The organism is Candidatus Vallotia laricis, from assembly GCF_020541325.1.
Lineage (GTDB): Bacteria > Pseudomonadota > Gammaproteobacteria > Burkholderiales > Burkholderiaceae > Mycetohabitans > Mycetohabitans laricis.
In genome coordinates this window covers 685265-704026 of record NZ_CP047399.1, presented here as the reverse complement: position 1 = coordinate 704026, position 18762 = coordinate 685265, and the positions used below count along the sequence as shown (strand labels likewise).

4 protein-coding genes, 4 tRNA genes and 3 rRNA genes are annotated in these 18762 nt (G+C 42.9%); 10 read left to right on the top strand and 1 reads right to left on the bottom strand.

Annotated elements, in window-relative coordinates:
• Window positions 1-751: 751 nt before the first annotated feature.
• The 9 genes from dnaG (at window position 752) to GKR41_RS02665 (ending at window position 13022) form a co-directional block, all read left to right on the top strand.
• Window positions 752-2662: a DNA primase gene (dnaG, locus tag GKR41_RS02705; RefSeq protein ID WP_226809653.1), complete on the top strand. Its 1911-nt coding sequence runs from the start codon at window positions 752-754 to the stop codon at window positions 2660-2662.
• 395 nt (window positions 2663-3057) lie between these two features.
• Window positions 3058-5094, top strand: coding sequence for an RNA polymerase sigma factor RpoD (rpoD, locus tag GKR41_RS02700; protein ID WP_226809652.1), 2037 nt, complete (start codon window positions 3058-3060; stop codon window positions 5092-5094).
• 24 nt (window positions 5095-5118) lie between these two features.
• A tRNA-Ile gene (locus tag GKR41_RS02695) sits at window positions 5119-5197 on the top strand.
• 1029 nt (window positions 5198-6226) lie between these two features.
• Window positions 6227-7757 (top strand): 16S ribosomal RNA (locus tag GKR41_RS02690).
• Between the two features lie 66 nt (window positions 7758-7823).
• Window positions 7824-7900: transfer RNA gene (locus GKR41_RS02685), tRNA-Ile, on the top strand.
• 38 nt (window positions 7901-7938) lie between these two features.
• Window positions 7939-8014 (top strand) — tRNA-Ala (locus tag GKR41_RS02680).
• A gap of 246 nt (window positions 8015-8260) precedes the next feature.
• Window positions 8261-11142 (top strand): 23S ribosomal RNA (locus GKR41_RS02675).
• A 90-nt stretch (window positions 11143-11232) separates the two neighbouring features.
• Window positions 11233-11346 (top strand): 5S ribosomal RNA (gene rrf / locus GKR41_RS02670).
• Together the 16S, 23S and 5S rRNA genes with 2 tRNA genes alongside form the textbook arrangement of a ribosomal RNA operon.
• Before the next feature lie 362 nt (window positions 11347-11708).
• Window positions 11709-13022, top strand: a complete 1314-nt coding sequence (locus tag GKR41_RS02665; protein WP_226809651.1) for a YihY family inner membrane protein — start codon at window positions 11709-11711, stop codon at window positions 13020-13022.
• A 1199-nt stretch (window positions 13023-14221) separates the two neighbouring features.
• Here the strand turns inward: GKR41_RS02665 and GKR41_RS02660 are convergent.
• On the bottom strand, window positions 14222-15892 hold the full coding sequence (locus GKR41_RS02660; protein WP_226809650.1) for an electron transfer flavoprotein-ubiquinone oxidoreductase: 1671 nt from the start codon (window positions 15890-15892) through the stop codon (window positions 14222-14224).
• Between the two features lie 2630 nt (window positions 15893-18522).
• Here GKR41_RS02660 and GKR41_RS02655 point away from each other — a divergent pair.
• A tRNA-Val gene (locus tag GKR41_RS02655) sits at window positions 18523-18599 on the top strand.
• Window positions 18600-18762 lie beyond the last annotated feature (163 nt).

The window sequence follows — 18762 nt, the reverse complement described above, 5'->3', positions numbered from 1 at the left end:
TCCATATCTTGGATATGGATAAATGAAATGTCCATTTCAGAGTGGACTGGAACATACAACAATTATCCTAAAAGACTCGATTCGAAATTATGGTTAGCTACATCTCAATCTTGTTTAAAAACTAGCGCCGGGAATATACAACTTTAAGTTTTATAGGGGCCAACTAAATGAAAAAAGCAATGACCATGAAAATTCTATTTAACTTATTTAGATTTTACTATTGCGGAAGGCAAGCTGATGAAACGTTTGTATAGACGCATAGTACATAATTGCATAAATACTACGATAGTAAGTACTAATAAAACCTGTGGTACTGTGTAATTCTGCTATAGATAGTGCTGCATCGTAGATTGTGCTTCAGTAGGTTTTTTACCTTATATCACAGTTCTACACTTAAATTATCTGAGATTAAGTAGAGTAGAGTAGATGAGCGTACAAGATAAGCGATAACGAAATCAGCTTGTTTACCGATAAGTGAGTCAAGAAAAATTTGATTTTGCATTACAGACTGCGGATCTAAGTTTAAAGAAACTAAGGAAACAATGATTCTATGGAAATATATCCGAGCCCAACTATTCAAGAGTAACGTCGTCTTTCGGGTATGGAGCAAACAAGTAGACATTGCCAACTCACAGAGTTCAGCACGACCATGCTGTCCTATAAAAGCAAACCTACAGTCTGCGCCAATATAGAGGAATTTTCTACGTAGGTAAATCACCATTGTTACCGACGTAGACTTACTAATGCAACTGTGATTCCACACTCATTTCTGCAGGACTTATTAAACCGCGTTGATATTCTTGACGTAGTAGGAAGGTATGTAAATCTAAAGAAGAGTGGGGCAAATTTTAGCGGGTTGTGCCCATTCCATAATGAAAAAAATCCTTCGTTTACTATTAGCCCAACGAAGCAGTTCTACCATTGCTTTGGTTGTGGTGTGCACGGAACGGTAATCAGTTTTCTTATGCAGTATCAAGGCTTGACGTTTCCTAAAGCCGTTGATGAGCTAGCGCAGTCGATTGGGTTTGCAGTTCCACACGAAACCACGCCGGAAGAATATAGTGTTAGGAATCTATTGGGACTCGAGAACAGTGGCAATTTGCCATCTACTAGTCCCAGGCCGACGTACACACTTATTGACATTATGCGGAGTGCATCTGATTACTATTGTAAGCAGCTTCGGATCGCGCCAGATGCAATTCAGTATTTGAAAAATCGTGGTTTGACCGGTGAGATCGCGCGTCGTTTCGGATTAGGGTATGCACCGCATGGCTGGCAAAACCTAGAGGCAATATTTACAGACTATCACAACGACATGTTGCTCGACGTGGGTCTAGTAATTGTTAGTGAAAAGGTTTCAAGTAACGGCGAAACACAAGCACGCCGTTATGACCGATTTCGGAAGAGAATTATGTTCCCTATCCGTAACATGAGTGGGCATGTCGTCGGCTTTGGCGCACGCGTGCTAAATGATTGTGGTAGGCCAAAGTATTTGAATTCTCCAGAAACACCACTATTTAATAAAGGAACTGAGTTATATGGCCTCTTTGAGGCACGTTCTGCGATTCGCGAGAAGGGTTTTGTTCTAGTCGTAGAAGGTTATATGGACGTTGTTATGTTGACGCAATTGGGCTTTCCAAACACGGTAGCAACTCTGGGTACTACGTGCACACCCGTACATATAAAAAAATTGATACGGCAGACAGATACAGTGATTTTTGGATTCGATGGTGATGCAGCAGGACGCCGTGCAGCACGCCGCGCTTTGGATACTTGTCTACCACATGCGGCAGACAATCGCGCGATCCGGTTTCTATTTCTGCCTGCTGAGCACGACCCAGACAGTTATATCCAAAAGTACGGCGCCAGGGTATTTGCAGACCAGATTGAGCGGGCAGTTCCTCTCTCGCAGTTTCTGCTTAACGAAGTTATATCGGACAAAGAAATTGAGCAGCCGGAAGGACGGGCGAGGGCCTTGTATAAGGCTAAGCCACTACTACAGATGCTGCCGCCTAACGCACTGAGGACGCAAATTCTACGTACTCTAGCGGATCAGATATCAACACCCGTTGAAGACGTAATGCGGTTCTGCACAATTGGCAGGCGCACTGCATTTAAAATACGCGTTCCGGCAGGGATCGATCGTCGTTATGTCACCGGCCACGAGCATCGAGCACTGCGCAATATAATTATGTATCCTCGCATCGTCGCGATGCTTAATATACAAGAGTGCAATACGCTAGCCACTCTTTCTCAGCAAAAAGAGCTATTTTCTGAAACTATTTCATATGCGCAGGCTCTAGGAGATACAGCTGAGTATCGGTTGCTGAAGGATTTATTGCTTAGTTCCCCAAATGCGCCGATATATGAAGAAATATTTCGAGAAATTCTTTTATATGATGAAAACGTGCGCGATTTACTTCATATGTCTCTAGACAATAATAGCGTGCACCGCCGTGATGAGCAGAAGCGGATTGCGGCCGATGAAGTTAAGATAGTAGTCTCCAAAATGCATTATGACGCTTGCTCTGAACGACTCGAGATTTTATCTCGACAGACAAAACTAGAGGGGGAACGGGCTATAGAGTTTGCCGAATTATCACGTCGACGCGCCGAACTAAAGCGGTGGATTACTGTGTCGCCGCTTGGCGAAAAAACGTAATCATCGTACTATATTGGAGATTCTCAGTAAAATTATTTCTAGACAGAAGCGAATGGAAAAACTAAGTATCAAGGATTGGGTTGCATGAAAAGTTTAAGTTGATAATTATTAAGATAATAATCCTATTCGCAGTATAGCGAAGCGGTTCTTTTTATGCATGTGTCTTACTAAAAAATATTATGAGATCTAGCCAGCCAAAAATAATAACTAGGTTTTCCGCGACGACGGTAGAGTCTACTAATCGACTTCATCATGTAGTTTAACCGCGAGTTTTATAAAACGGAAATTACACAGATTTCGGTCGCTAGATAGTAGACGGAGGCTGCACTAATACGATGAAAGCGACAACCGTCAAAGAGCTGTAAGTCGAGACTAAGGCCGTAATAGCGACATCCATGACAAAAAAGCTGAATAAAGTACTGCCTGACAAAGAAACGAGGCAAGTCAATGAGTCGGCTAGCTCATTCACGGCAGTGAAGGGTGAGAAGACTAAAGCTCGTGATCGTAGGGCGAAGGAAAAAGCGCTGCTAAAGGATGCTTTCGCATCTCGCCAGCCGGGTACAGCTGAGGAGCTTGAGGAGCGCCGCTCAAAGCTTCGAGCACTGATCAAGCTTGGTAAGGAAAGAGGGTTCTTAACCTACTCTGAAATTAATGATCATCTACCGGACAATTTTGCAGAAACCGAGGCGATTGAAAGCATCATTAGCACATTCAACGACATGGGTGTGGCAGTTTATGAGCAGGCGCCTGATGTAGAAACGTTGTTGCTTAACGATAACGCGCCCTCGTTATCGTCTGACGACGAAGTGGAGGAAGAGGCTGAAGTTGCACTATCATCAGTGGATTCTGAATTTGGCCGTACAACGGACCCGGTACGCATGTATATGCGAGAGATGGGGACTGTTGAGCTATTAACACGAGAAGGTGAAATTGAGATCGCCAAACGTATCGAAGATGGCCTAAAGCATATGGTTCAAGCAATTTCAGCTTGCCCCACTACGATTGTAGATATCCTTGCTATGGCCGATCGGATTACTGGTAATGAAATCCGGGTAGACGAACTAGTCGATGGATTAATCGATCCAAATGCGGAGGATGAAAATGGCTTTAGCACGGCTGATGTGGATGAGATTAGGTCGGAAGATAGTGGAATAGATCTAGAAAATGAAGAAGGAGATGAGGGTGCTGGATCAGCTGCAGCTAGCGCTACGCAACTCGATGCCCTTAAGCGTCACTCTTTAGAGCGCTTTGCATTAATCGGTGAGTGGTTTGAAAAAATGCGACTAGCATACGAGAACGAAGGGTATAAATCTAAGTCGTATCTAAAAGCACAAGAGGCAATTCAGACCGAGTTAACATTAATTCGTTTTACTGCCCGAACTGTTGAGCGACTGTGTGACACATTACGATCGCAAATTGATGAGGTACGTCAAGTGGAGCGATGTATCTTACATATTGTTGTCGACAAGTGCGGGATGTCACGCGAAAAATTTGCTTCGCAATTTCCGGGTAATGAGACTAATCTAGCCTGGGCTGAACAAATTATTGTAGAGGGGCATCCTTATAGCGCAGTGCTCGCTCGAAATATCCCAGCAATTCTCGAACAGCAGCAGCGCTTGATTAATCTGCAAACGCGTATTGTGTTGCCACTAAAAGATTTAAAAGAAATAAATCGTCAGATGGTGTCTGGAGAGTTTAAGGCACGTCAGGCTAAGCGCGAGATGACAGAAGCTAATTTACGGCTAGTCATTTCAATTGCAAAAAAGTATACGAATCGTGGCTTGCAATTTCTAGATTTGATTCAAGAGGGTAATATCGGCCTGATGAAAGCAGTTGACAAGTTTGAATATCGTCGAGGTTATAAGTTCTCTACGTATGCAACATGGTGGATTCGTCAAGCAATTACACGATCGATTGCAGACCAGGCTCGCACGATCCGCATTCCAGTTCATATGATTGAGACAATCAATAAAATGAACCGTATATCTCGGCAAATTTTACAAGAGACGGGGCTCGAGCCTGACCCTAGCACACTCGCTGAAAAAATGGAGATGCCAGAAGACAAAATCCGTAAGATTATGAAGATCGCAAAAGAGCCAATTTCGATGGAAACCCCAATCGGGGATGATGACGATTCTCATTTAGGTGATTTTATCGAGGATAATAATACGCTGGCACCAGCGGATGCTGCATTACACGAAAGTATGCGGGATGTTGTTAAAGAAGTGCTAGATTTATTAACCCCGCGTGAGGCAAAAGTACTTCGGATGCGATTTGGTATTGAGATGAGTACGGATCATACTCTCGAGGAGGTAGGTAAGCAGTTTGATGTGACGCGGGAGCGGATCCGCCAGATCGAAGCAAAAGCGTTGCGCAAATTGCGTCATCCAAGCCGTTCAGATAAACTAAAGTCTTTTTTAGAGGGAAACTAAATCCCGTATTTAAATAACTAATTTGGGCCTCTAGCTCATGCTTGGTTAGAGCAGCGGACTCATAATCCGTTGGTGCCGTGTTCGACTCACGGGAGGCCCACCAATATATTAATATAAGTTGATTCTACTATTGAGTAGTTCTGATTTAGAAGAGAATTTTTCTTCTTATGACAGCAAACCTTAAAAGTTGCAATATAATGTGCCTATAGCAGGTTTAATACTAACTCTGGAAAATATTGGCTGCATTCATTTAAGAATACGATAGATATACGCACATAATTAATTCATAATAGCTAATATTTCTAGCGTTGATACTATTAACTTTATGTTAGAGTTTGACTCTCTATCGGTAGACACTACTGAAAATTCCTATGTATTTTGCTAAACTATAATTAGCATATAAAAGTAGAGCAAATAAAATTTTTTTTTCTTAACTAAAACTGCTAGTATTTTATATAAGTTTATATAATTCCTGCTTAGATCGTAGGTTTTTCACTAGTATTAGAGGTGATATTCATCACCTCTAATACTAGTGTCTAGTGACTAGAGAAGGTTTAGAAAGTAGCTAATAAGAAGGTTCATATCGCATAAATTGTTCTTATCTAAACTAATAATCTCGAAGCAAGAAGCAAGATTGCATCTCAATGCTCTAACTTCAAATGTTTCCGAAGACTCAGAAAAAGAGAGTATCGACTCTAATTTTGGGATTAATTAAAGATAGTAAGTCACTAAATTTGTGATATAAATAGCGTTATACAGGAAGATAATAAATAATTATGCCCCAAAGAGCCTAATAAGATTTTTAAGAAAGTTTTTAAGAAAGCTCTTGACGTTTCGCAGCATTACATTGAGAATGTTAGTTCTTTGCTAATACTATGGCAAAGTGTCGAGAGTACTTTAGCTCAAATAACTGAGCTAAAGTAAGCTCAGTACAACGTTCTTTAAAAAAGTAACAGCCGATAAGTGTGGGTACTTGATGGCTAGACTAGCTACACCCTATGTTCTACACTGGGTGTAGAAAATCAAAGAAAATCATCAAGTCTCATGCAAAATAAAAAACAAGTTTTAAAAAACTTGTCAATGTTTTGGGTTGAGCGACAAAGCTTAAAAAGCTTAAATAAGTAACAGGTTTAAACTAAAGAGTTTGATCCTGGCTCAGATTAAACGCTGGCGGCATGCCTTACACATGCAAGTCGAACGGCAACGCGGGCTTCGGCCTGGCGGCGAGTGGCGAACGGGTGAGTAATACATCGGAACGTGTCTTAGAGTGGGGGATAGCCCGGCGAAAGCCGAATTAATACCGCATACACTCTCAAGAGAAAAGCGGGGGACCTTCGGGCCTCGCGCTCAAAGAGCGGCCGATGGCAGATTAGCTAGTTGGTAGGGTAAAGGCTTACCAAGGCGACGATCTGTAGCTGGTCTGAGAGGACGGTCAGCCACACTGGGACTGAGACACGGCCCAGACTCCTACGGGAGGCAGCAGTGGGGAATTTTGGACAATGGGGGAAACCCTGATCCAGCAATGCCGCGTGTGTGAAGAAGGCCCTCGGGTTGTAAAGCACTTTTGTCCGGAAAGAAAGCAATTTAGTTAATACCTAAATTGGATGACGGTACCGGAAGAATAAGCACCGGCTAACTACGTGCCAGCAGCCGCGGTAATACGTAGGGTGCGAGCGTTAATCGGAATTACTGGGCGTAAAGCGTGCGCAGGTGGTTTGCTAAGACCAATGTGAAATCCCCGGGCTTAACCCGGGAACTGCATAGGTGACTGGCAGTCTAGAGTATGGCAGAGGGAGGTAGAATTCCACGTGTAGCAGTGAAATGCGTAGAGATGTGGAGGAATACCAATGGCGAAGGCAGCCTCCTGGGTCAATACTGACGCTCATGCACGAAAGCGTGGGGAGCAAACAGGATTAGATACCCTGGTAGTCCACGCCCTAAACAATGTCAACTAGTTGTTGGGGATTTATTTCCTTAGTAACGTAGCTAACGCGTGAAGTTGACCGCCTGGGGAGTACGGTCGCAAGATTAAAACTCAAAGGAATTGACGGGGACCCGCACAAGCGGTGGATGATGTGGATTAATTCGATGCAACGCGAAAAACCTTACCTACCCTTGACATGGTCGAAACTCTACTGAGAAGTAGAGGTGCTTGAAAGAGAATCGGCGCACAGGTGCTGCATGGCTGTCGTCAGCTCGTGTCGTGAGATGTTGGGTTAAGTCCCGCAACGAGCGCAACCCTTGTCCCTAGTTGCTACGCAAGAGCACTCTAAGGAAACTGCCGGTGACAAGCCGGAGGAAGGTGGGGATGACGTCAAGTCCTCATGGCCCTTATGGGTAGGGCTTCACACGTCATACAATGGTCGGAACAGAGGGTTGCCAACCCGCGAGGGGGAGCTAATCCCAGAAAACCGATCGTAGTCCGGATTGTAGTCTGCAACTCGACTGCATGAAGCTGGAATCGCTAGTAATCGCGGATCAGCATGTCGCGGTGAATACGTTCCCGGGTCTTGTACACACCGCCCGTCACACCATGGGAGTGGGTTTTACCAGAAGTGGCTAGTCTAACCGCAAGGAAGACGGTTACCACGGTAGGATTCATGACTGGGGTGAAGTCGTAACAAGGTAGCCGTATCGGAAGGTGCGGCTGGATCACCTCCTTTCTAGAGAAAATGTCTATCTGCAAGTACCCACACTTATCGGCTGTAAAGTCACGGGGGACAGACAAAGGGTCTGTAGCTCAGTCGGTTAGAGCACCGTCTTGATAAGGCGGGGGTCGTTGGTTCAAATCCAACCGGACCCACCATGCGTGTCTAGCAAATAAATATCAAACCCAAGAAGCTTGGGGGCATAGCTCAGCTGGGAGAGCACCTGCTTTGCACGCAGGGGGTCGTCGGTTCGATTCCGTCTGCCTCCACCACTGTTTAATTGCAAGTATTCAAGTTTGAGTATTAGTAATTAAATCTGTGTATCAAGAATTTTTTGTTAGCTGTAACGTTCTTTAAAAATCTGGAAAAAGCAGTATATCTATTAGAGCATCTTGAGATGGATGCAAAAATAGATGGGTAGAGAATTTATTTTCTTGAGTAACTCAAAATACTCAAAAAGTATGGCACAGCACAAAGCTCACCCATAACTTGCTCGTTGCAAAACGGACTTGTTATAGGATCAAGCAAGTAAGTGCATGTGGTGGATGCCTTGGCGATCACAAGCGAAGAAAGACGTAGTAGCCTGCGAAAAGCTGCGGGGAGCTGGTAAACAAGCTATAATCCGCAGATGTCTGAATGGGGTAACCCGACCTACATAGGTCATCCGTGATTGAATCTATAGATCATGTGAAGCGAACGCGGCGAACTGAAACATCTAAGTAGCCGTAGGAAAAAAAATCAACCGAGATTCCCAGAGTAGTGGCGAGCGAAATGGGATCAGCCTGTACCATGTAACTCTCTAGTTAACTGAACGCTTTGGAAAAAGCGGCCGCAGTAAGTGATAGCCTTGTAAGTAAAAACTAAAGTGTGGAACTAAGGGTACGATAAGTAAGACGGGACACGTGAAATCTTGTCTGAAGATGGGGGGACCATCCTCCAAGGCTAAATACTCGTGATCGACCGATAGTGAACTAGTACCGTGAGGGAAAGGTGAAAAGAACCCCGAGAGGGGAGTGAAATAGATCCTGAAACCACATGCATACAAACAGTCGGAGCCTTGTAAAGGGTGACGGCGTACCTTTTGTATAATGGGTCAGCGACTTACGTTCAATAGCAAGCTTAACCGATAGGGGAGGCGTAGCGAAAGCGAGTCCGAATAGGGCAATAAGTTGTTGGGCGTAGACCCGAAACCAAGTGATCTATCCATGGCCAGGTTGAAGGTGCGGTAACACGCACTGAAGGACCGAACCCACTAACGTTGAAAAGTTAGGGGATGAGCTGTGGATAGGGGTGAAAGGCCAAACAAACTTGGAAATAGCTGGTTCTCTCCGAAAACTATTTAGGTAGTGCCTCGTGTATCACCTTTGGGGGTAGAGCACTGTCATGGTTGAGGGGTCCATTGCGGATTACTTCGTCATAGCAAACTCCGAATACCGAAGAGTGTAATCACGGGAGACAGACGCCGGGTGCTAACGTCCGACGTCAAAAGGGAAACAACCCAGATCGCCAGCTAAGGTCCCTAAAATTAGCTAAGTGGGAAACGAAGTGGGAAGGCAAAAACAGTCAGGAGGTTGGCTTAGAAGCAGCCATCCTTTAAAGAAAGCGTAATAGCTCACTGATCGAGTCGTCCTGCGCGGAAGATGTAACGGGGCTAAGCTAATTACCGAAGCTGCGAATACGTGCGTAAGTGCGTATGGTAGGAGAGCGTTCCGTAAGCCTGCGAAGGTACACTGAAAAGTGTGCTGGAGGTATCGGAAGTGCGAATGCTGACATGAGTAGCGATAAAGGAGGTGAAAAGCCTCCTCGCCGTAAGCCCAAGGTTTCCTACGCAACGTTCATCGGCGTAGGGTGAGTCGGTCCCTAAGGCGAGGCAGAAATGCGTAGCTGATGGAAAGCAGGTTAATATTCCTGCACCATTGTTAGATGCGATGGGGGGACGGATCGCGGAAGGTTGTCCGGGTGTCGGAAGTCCCGGTCCCTACATTAAAGAAGGTGCTCTGGCAAATCCGGGTACATAATTCAAGGGTGTGGGGCGAGCAGTTTTAAGCTGCAAAGCAATTAGAAGTGGTCCCAAGAAAAGCCTCTAAGCTTCAGTCTAACAAGACCGTACCGCAAACCGACACAGGTGGGCGGGATGAGTATTCTAAGGCGCTTGAGAGAACTCGGGAGAAGGAACTCGGCAAATTGGTACCGTAACTTCGGGATAAGGTACGCCCTATTAGCCTAACTGGCTAGCGCCAGCAGGGTCAAAGGGTTGCAATAAACTGGTGGCTGCGACTGTTTAATAAAAACACAGCACTCTGCAAACACGAAAGTGGACGTATAGGGTGTGACGCCTGCCCGGTGCCGGAAGATTAAATGATGGGGTGCGAGCTCTTGATTGAAGTCCCGGTAAACGGCGGCCGTAACTATAACGGTCCTAAGGTAGCGAAATTCCTTGTCGGGTAAGTTCCGACCTGCACGAATGGCGTAACGATGGCCACACTGTCTCCTCCCGAGACTCAGCGAAGTTGAAGTGTTTGTGATGATGCAATCTACCCGCGGCTAGACGGAAAGACCCCATGAACCTTTACTGTAGCTTTGCATTGGACTTTGAACAAATCTGTGTAGGATAGGTGGGAGGCTTTGAAGTGTGAACGCTAGTTCGCATGGAGCTGTCCTTGAAATACCACCCTGGTTTGTTTGAGGTTCTAACCTAGGACCCTGAAGCGGGTTCGGGAACCGTGCATGGTAGGCAGTTTGACTGGGGCGGTCTCCTCCCAAAGTGTAACGGAGGAGTACGAAGGTACGCTAAGTACGGTCGGAAATCGTGCTGATAGTGCAATGGCATAAGCGTGCTTAACTGCGAGACCGACAAGTCAAGCAGGTGCGAAAGCAGGTCATAGTGATCCGGTGGTTCTGTATGGAAGGGCCATCGCTCAACGGATAAAAGGTACTCTGGGGATAACAGGCTAATACCGCCCAAGAGTTCATATCGACGGCGGTGTTTGGCACCTCGATGTCGGCTCATCTCATCCTGGGGCTGTAGCCGGTCCCAAGGGTATGGCTGTTCGCCATTTAAAGAGGTACGTGAGCTGGGTTTAAAACGTCGTGAGACAGTTTGGTCCCTATCTGCCGTGGGCGTTGGAAGTTTGAGAGGGGCTGCTCCTAGTACGAGAGGACCGGAGTGGACGAACCTCTGGTGTACCGGTTGTCACGCCCGTGGCATCGCCGGGTAGCTATGTTCGGGAGAGATAACCGCTGAAAGCATCTAAGCGGGAAACTTGCCTCAAGATGAGACTTCCCCGGGGACTTGATCCCCTTGAAGGGTCGTTCAAGACTAGGACGTTGATAGGTCGGATGTGTAAGCGCAGTAATGCGTTAAGCTAACCGATACTAATTGCCCGTAAGGCTTGATCCTATAACTGGTCCGTTTTGATGTTGTGCTATTATCTACTAACTGCTTTTACCCCAGACTAGTTACGCGCTATAGCGTAACAACAGTTTTTTGCCTGATGACTATAGTAAGTTGGCCCCACCCCTACCCATCCCGAACAGGACCGTGAAACGACTCCACGCCGATGATAGTGCGGATTGCCCGTGTGAAAGTAGGTAATTGTCAGGCTCTTCTTTTTAAAACACGACGCCCGCTTTAAATAATGAAGCGGGCGTCGTGTTTTAAATCTCCTGAAAATTGGATGGATACTGGAAGTAAGTATCTCATAAGGTTGCATGCAGGTTGCATACTCCAAATAGCCTATACAAGATAGGCAGGCTAGCCCGTATGTTAGGCCATAGAAAAACTAAAATGCGCTATAAGTAAGGCTACTAAATAGTAAACTTATTTAAACCTCTGTCGCTTCCGGCTTTAAATCTATATGACTTAAGTTAATCCAATAAAGTATAGGCTAATATGTTTATATTAGTTGTTAATACGATAATATCGTTAAAGCTGTCTAGATAAACAGCAAGTAAGGAAGATAGACTTTGACGAAGTTTAATATCGATTTAGATGCTCTGAAGCGGCTCGCGCACTTTATTGCGCAACGCAGTGCTGAAGATCGTATCCCGCAAGTAGCGGGTAGTCTTACATTCACGACCGTATTATCTCTAGTACCACTAGCAACCGTAGCTTTTGCGTTGTTTACTGTTTTTCCACTCTTTGCATCATTCCAACAGTCTTTGCAAGGTTTTCTTGCTGACCATTTAATGCCAGCGCAGATTAATAGCCAAATTTTTAAATACTTAAATCAGTTTGCAGAAAAAGCGAAAGGGCTGACAACGATCGGCACGATTACTCTTATGGTTACGTCAGTTATGACGATGATGATCGTTGAATCGTCGTTTAATACAATCTGGCGTGTACGTAAGTCCCGTCCACTTGCACAGCGCATTCTAGTGTATTGGGCAATTATTACGCTAGGGCCACTATTAATCGGTGCAAGTTTATCGGTATCATCTTATTTACTTACGCATTCGATGTTTGCTAGTACAGTTGCTAATGTAGCCGGTGTAGCATCGGGCGTTGCGTCACGCGCAATGCCAACATTTGTTGAATGGGCTCTAATTGGTGCAGTATTACCGTTGTCAGTACTAGCTTTTACATTATCATATGTTTATTTGCCTAACTGCCGGGTAGCGTGGTGTGACGCACTTATCGGTGGATTATGTGCAGCGATTGCATTTGAGCTTGCTAAGCGAGGTTTTGGATTTTATATCTTACATATTCCGACCTATACAGCTGTGTATGGCGCATTTGCAACAATCCCAATTTTTTTGCTGTGGGTCTATCTAAGCTGGCTAATAACGCTATTTGGCGCGATGTTGACGTCTGCGTTGCCTGAGATTCGACTCGGGCATTTCCATCGCGTTGACTACGCTGGGAGCGATTTACTTGATGCGCTAGAATTAATTGCCTGGCTTAATGAGGCTCGTAATATGAGCCGCGCTCGCTATACGCTATATGAACTCGCGAGCTTACAGCGCTGCGGGTTGAAAACGGCTGCTCGTTTACTAGATAAACTTGAGGCAATTGACTGGATCGCGCGGATACGGTCTCAGAAAAAACCAGATCACTATGTACTTGTAGTAAATCTGTGGCATGTGAGCCTACGTCATCTTTATCAATTATTTGTTATTGATAAAGATGAATTTATTTACCAGCTGAATCTCGATACTGCGCATATTAATAGCCTGACTTTACTTACTGCGCTTGATCATCATGGCCTAGATATATCTCTAGCTACATTATTAGCCGAACGCTGTGCATACATCCCATCAAGTGGGAGCTGCTATGCATAATCAGTATCAGCGGATTCATCGCACTCACTTGATGTACGTCTGGCATAAATATTCTTTATTTGATTACTTAGTTAAGCTATATTTCCAATCAGTTTTTCTCGAAAAAGCTACTGAGTTACGCGCACTTATGCCCGAGTATAAGTGCTATCCAGCACTATGCTAGGTGCAGCATGGTAGACAACAAGGCAAGTAAATACTACAGCTTAAATAAAGTACGTTCTATCGAACCAATTATAATAAAGCCATAAACTCGTACATACACCTTTTTTAGGAAAGTGCTTGTCTGAATTAAAATTAAGAATAGCTAAACATAAAATAAATACATCATGTAACATTTAATCTGCTATTACGATGTATAAGAGGGATTAATAAAATTTAAATTTATAGACGATATTATTGTTCTAATTCTATAGGGTATAATTCTTTTCAAGAAAAAATTAACTTTATTACAGTAATGTAAGCTAGCTTAGCTTAAGATCTTATTAAGATAGCATGTGTGACTTGATGTCATATCCATGCACAAAACCACGCGTGGTATGCTTATTAAGTTATGCCCTGATTCCATAGTAAGTACTCCACAAATACTTTTTTTCAATTACTAAGCGCGCCCGTAAAGTTTAAAAGGTATGTATCAACCTTCCCATGAGATTAGCATACTGAGTTAGTAAAATTATTTTTATATTCTGTGAATATAAAAATAATTTAGTAGAGGCGTTATTAATTTAATCATATACCGGAAGGTGGGCATGAATGAGGGGAAGATTATGCTACTTAAGCACTATACGCATTAATTTTTAGTATTAAATACACATAATAAATGTGAGCTTATTAATACTAAAATCCCTGAGATTCTTCAGCAGAAAATTTGTTGTTAGGATGCATTTATGCGATGTTTATACTAAACTACTGTCTATGCTATGTATCTTAATTTAGTTGCTAGCGTTTCTTTAATCGAGTTTATAGCTCTTCTAATCACTTAATGCCCCCCCCGCAAAGAATAAACAGTTCGGCACTTCAAATCTAGGAAGTAGTGCATCCTACCTTTACGCAGTAGTCTAAAAATCTGGAAGCAGATCGTCAATAATTTTAACGTAGCGCTTTCATGTAATATGCGAGGGCATAACTATAAGTATGCAGTGAGCAATTAATCTGGAAAATAACCTTCCCTAGAATACTTAATTCTAAGTAGCTTAGATTTATCACATATTCGAGTAGTTTGGTCCGCCATTCTCGGGCGTGACCCATATAATGTTTTGCGTCGGATCCTTAATATCGCAGGTCTTGCAATGTACACAGTTCTGTGCGTTTATCACTAGCTTCGCCTCGCCGATTTCATTGCGCACGAACTCATACACAGCTGCCGGACAGTAAAGGCTTTCTAGACCCGCATACTTGCGTAGATTAATTCGAACTGGTGTGCTTATATCCCTTAATATTAAATGAGCAGGCTGGTTTTTATTATGATTCGTGTTCGAAAGAAGCACTGATGAGAGCCGGTCAAACGTAATCATTCCATCAGGTCTAGGATATACAATCGGTTGGTACTGCGCTGCTGGTTTTAGCTGCTCGTGATCTGCTTTCTGATGATGTAATGTCCATGGTATGCACCCACCTAGTAGCTTTTGTTCGATAAATACCATTAACAAGCCTATATATAGGCCCCTGCTCATCCACTGTTTAAAGTTACGCGCCTTATATAGTTCCCTATACAACCACGAGCGCCTAAACGCTTGCGGGTACGCGAGTAGCTCATCATTGGACCGCCCTGCTTGCACAGCCTCAAACGCAGCATCGGCAGCTAACATCCCAGTCTTGATCGCAGCATGACTACCCTTGATGCGCGCAGCATTCAAAAATCCCGCTTCGTCTCCTACTAGTGCTCCACCCGCAAACGTGAGTTTAGGCAGTGACATCAGTCCGCCTGCAGTTATTGCACGTGCACCGTACGCTATTCGCTTGCCACCCTCCAAAAACTCTCGGATAGCTGGATGTGTTTTGTAGCGCTGGAATTCCTCAAACGGTGACAGGTACGGATTCTTATAGCCTAATCCTACCACAAATCCTATTGCTACTTGATGGTTGTCCAGGTGGTAAAGAAACGATCCACCATAGGTTTTTGTATTCAGTGGCCAGCCAGCTGTATGGATGACAAGTCCCGGCTTATGCCGGGATGAATCTATTTCCCAAAGCTCTTTAAGGCCAATACTATATACTTGCGGATCTATTCCATTTCGTAGCTCAAAGCGCTCCTGCAGCTGTCGTCCTAAGTGCCCATGCGTTCCCTCGCAGAAAAGCGTGTATTTTGCATACAGTGCTATACCTAGCTTGAAGTGTCCCGTGGGATGACCATCTCGACCAACTCCTAGGTTGCTGGTGGCTACTCCCCGCACTGTGCCACACTTACCATATAGAATTTCAGCCGCCGCAAATCCCGGGAAAATCTCCACCCCTAGCGCTTCGGCTCTCTGGCTTAGCCAACGAGTCACGTTGCCTAAGCTCGCTACGTAATTTCCGTGATTCTTCAGATTCTCTGGCAGCGCCCAGTTAGGTATCTTTATCGCTCCCGTACGGCTCATAAATAAAAAATGCTCCTCTACTACTGGCACTGTTAGTGGTGCACTCAGCGTACGCCATTGAGGAATTAGCTCGTTTAGTGCGCGTGGATCTATCACTGCTCCTGATAAAATATGTGCGCCGATCTCTGATCCCTTTTCTAATATGCAGACTGCTAGCGTTACCCCTTTTTCTATCGCTCGTTGCTTGAGCCGGATTGCAGCAGATAGCCCCGCTGGACCGCCCCCTACTACTACTACATCATAGTCTATGGATTCACGTGGTCCATACTGATCGATCCAGCTTTGCGGAGTCATTGGTTCCTTCCTGTGAGAAAGATTTAATTATGTTCTATTACCCGTGGAATAATCTTAATAGAACAACTTGAGATACAACTCGAGATAATAAATTATAGAAATTTTTTTATTTTGATATGTCTTGCGTTACTTGCTAAAATAAAGCAAATAAATTCAAGAGCTAGGCGATACCAGTTACCGGTACAGTCTAATCACCTATGCGGATTGCTCATGTCAGTGATTTTCAGATAAAAAGTAGTCTTGTAAGTCGTATATCCCAGAAAATAGAGGAGAGTATCATCGATATTCGAAAAAAACGCGAAAGCTAGCTCAGTAAACCGCTAGTGCATCTCTAGTTGGATACTATAAGCAACCCGCTAAATACAGCATTTATTTCCGCAGAATTTACATATCGAAGAGGGAAATCACTATCTATTAAATAAGTGACTTGTTGCCACACACCCCTACATGTATCTGGTACCTATAGTCTAGGCACCTAGCTGCCTCTTTTGTAATATTTTTCTTCGAATCCTTAATAACTTACTAGTTAGCTAAAGTATGCTAGCTTATATAGATAAATTCCAGACGAAATCTAAGCATTAGATTTTTATAGTAAATACTTGTGTATGCTTAATCTACACACTGTGGCGCATAGCGCAAATAATAATTTCGCTCTACTTAGAGCGCACCGTCTCTCTGTCCAGGACCTGTAATCTTCCTAATTCATTTAGAGCATATACAAACAGGAAATCGCTTCTTTTAATGAACTGAAGTATTGCAAACTTATTTGCAATATACATCTTAAGTATTTTACAAGCCTGCCAGGCAAAGCCGATTAACGAATACTATTTGTTAGGAGTAGTAACCAAACCGGATTTTTCGGATATAAGCTAGATATTAGCACTAATACAACACAGGTCAGTATTAAACCTGACATGCTACAAACGTACTTATATATACAGCTCTAAAACTCTATCTATATTGTTAAATATGGCCCATATCCGATAGCTCTTTATCAGTCTAGACTAGCAATTATGCATGATATAGATCATGATGATGATAAGTTTATTTTACACTAATACTAATAATTAGCATATTTGATGCTGATTATATTAATGAGCACTACTCAGTGCTCTGAGCTACCGCATAACTCATAACGACTACTAGTTTAATATATAACAAACATTTTCTAGGCGACCAGCAACTGCATTATAATAATTAGGTAATACTGGTAGCTTCAGTAAGAAAATTATAGAAGGGCGTAGAAGTCCTACATAAATTCCACTAAAGAGCAAAATATAAACATTCCTAAATGTAACAGTTCATAATAGTATGTTGTGCTATATGCGCGCATAGCACGCAAGATAGATCATCGAAAATATGCATATATCACACCACAGCTATACTGCTATGATCCAGCTAATATTAGCGGGGCATCGTGCTTGCGCTAGATATTTGAGTGCTTATTTAAGTTAACATTGCACTAAAAATGTGCAACTAAATTTAAGCAAATTGACTATACGCTAAATAGTAGCTTACGCATCGTTAATGACAAACTATCTCGCCAAATTTGCATTCCAGTGTCCGATCATCTTATTACACTCATCAGTAGAAGTCATTTAGAGTAGCGCTATTCTAAATCATTATGTTTTAGAGGGATTGCTAATCTGCATTCCATTATGTAGTCTATCAGACAGCGTCGATAACTTAAATAGATGTGCACTTCTAACGAATCGAGAGATACTAACTACTATATAGTATACTGTTACGCTTTGAAATATAAGACCAGAACATATTAATATAAATTTAATTATTACATGTGTAATATTAATACAATTTATATTAATCAATATAGTATATGGTATGAAAGAATAAAAAGTTAATCTTAATTTATTATTAAAATTAATAGAAAAGCTTAAGTTAATTAAAATTTACTTATCTAGTGTGAGCGCGCCAGAATTTTATAGGCTTTCAATTAAGATGCTGATTAATTTTGTTGTTGATATAGCTGAGGTGTGTTGTATTGTGTTGATGCACATATAACATTTTTATAAGCGCTATTGCTTAGCGATGTACGCATAAAAGATTTTATTTATCATATACGGCTAAATTTTTACAGTGCAAGAATGTTAAAATGTATTACATAATTAGAGAGTTTGCTTGCGAGCCGGAAAACACATCATGTTAGGTATATACTAAAGTCAGATAGTGAAAAACTTATTATCCAAATACCTTACTATTTCCACGTAATGAAAATCTGCACACCACCCTATTCAGGTGCTTCTGCTTAGGGTTATCAGCATACAGCTTACTTAATAAATAAATATCGACTTATAAAGCATGCTTTATTATCGCTATTAAGTTGACAGGGGGGGTGATTAACTTAGTATGAAAGCCATACTAGCAGATATGACTAGGTCATCTTGAGATACCTGGGGTCGTACGTTCGTACGGTGAAATATACTAAGTTACCTTTGCAAGCGTGTCCTTGGGGATTTTGCTATTCCAGTGAGATTTCCCGGTTAATCGGACTGAAAACGTAATGTATCAAAGTGCAAATTTTATTAGTTTAATTGAGAAAAATATAAATTTCTCTTTTTCATAAAACACTTGGCAGAAAATAAAACCTTCCTTAAAATTGGATTTATTTGGGGCTTGTAGCTCAGTTGGTTAGAGCACCACCTTGACATGGTGGGGGTCGTTGGTTCGAGTCCAATCAAGCCTACCAATAAATGCAAATTTAATGCTGCGCAAAAAATACGTGCAAAAAGCAGCTTATAAGTAAAATAGCTATGATACTTAAAAATTTTTTGATATAACGACAGTGAGCGTTTTTTCAATCCCTTGTTTTATATTGAACCTAGATACGGCCCTTATTAAGGGCCGAATTT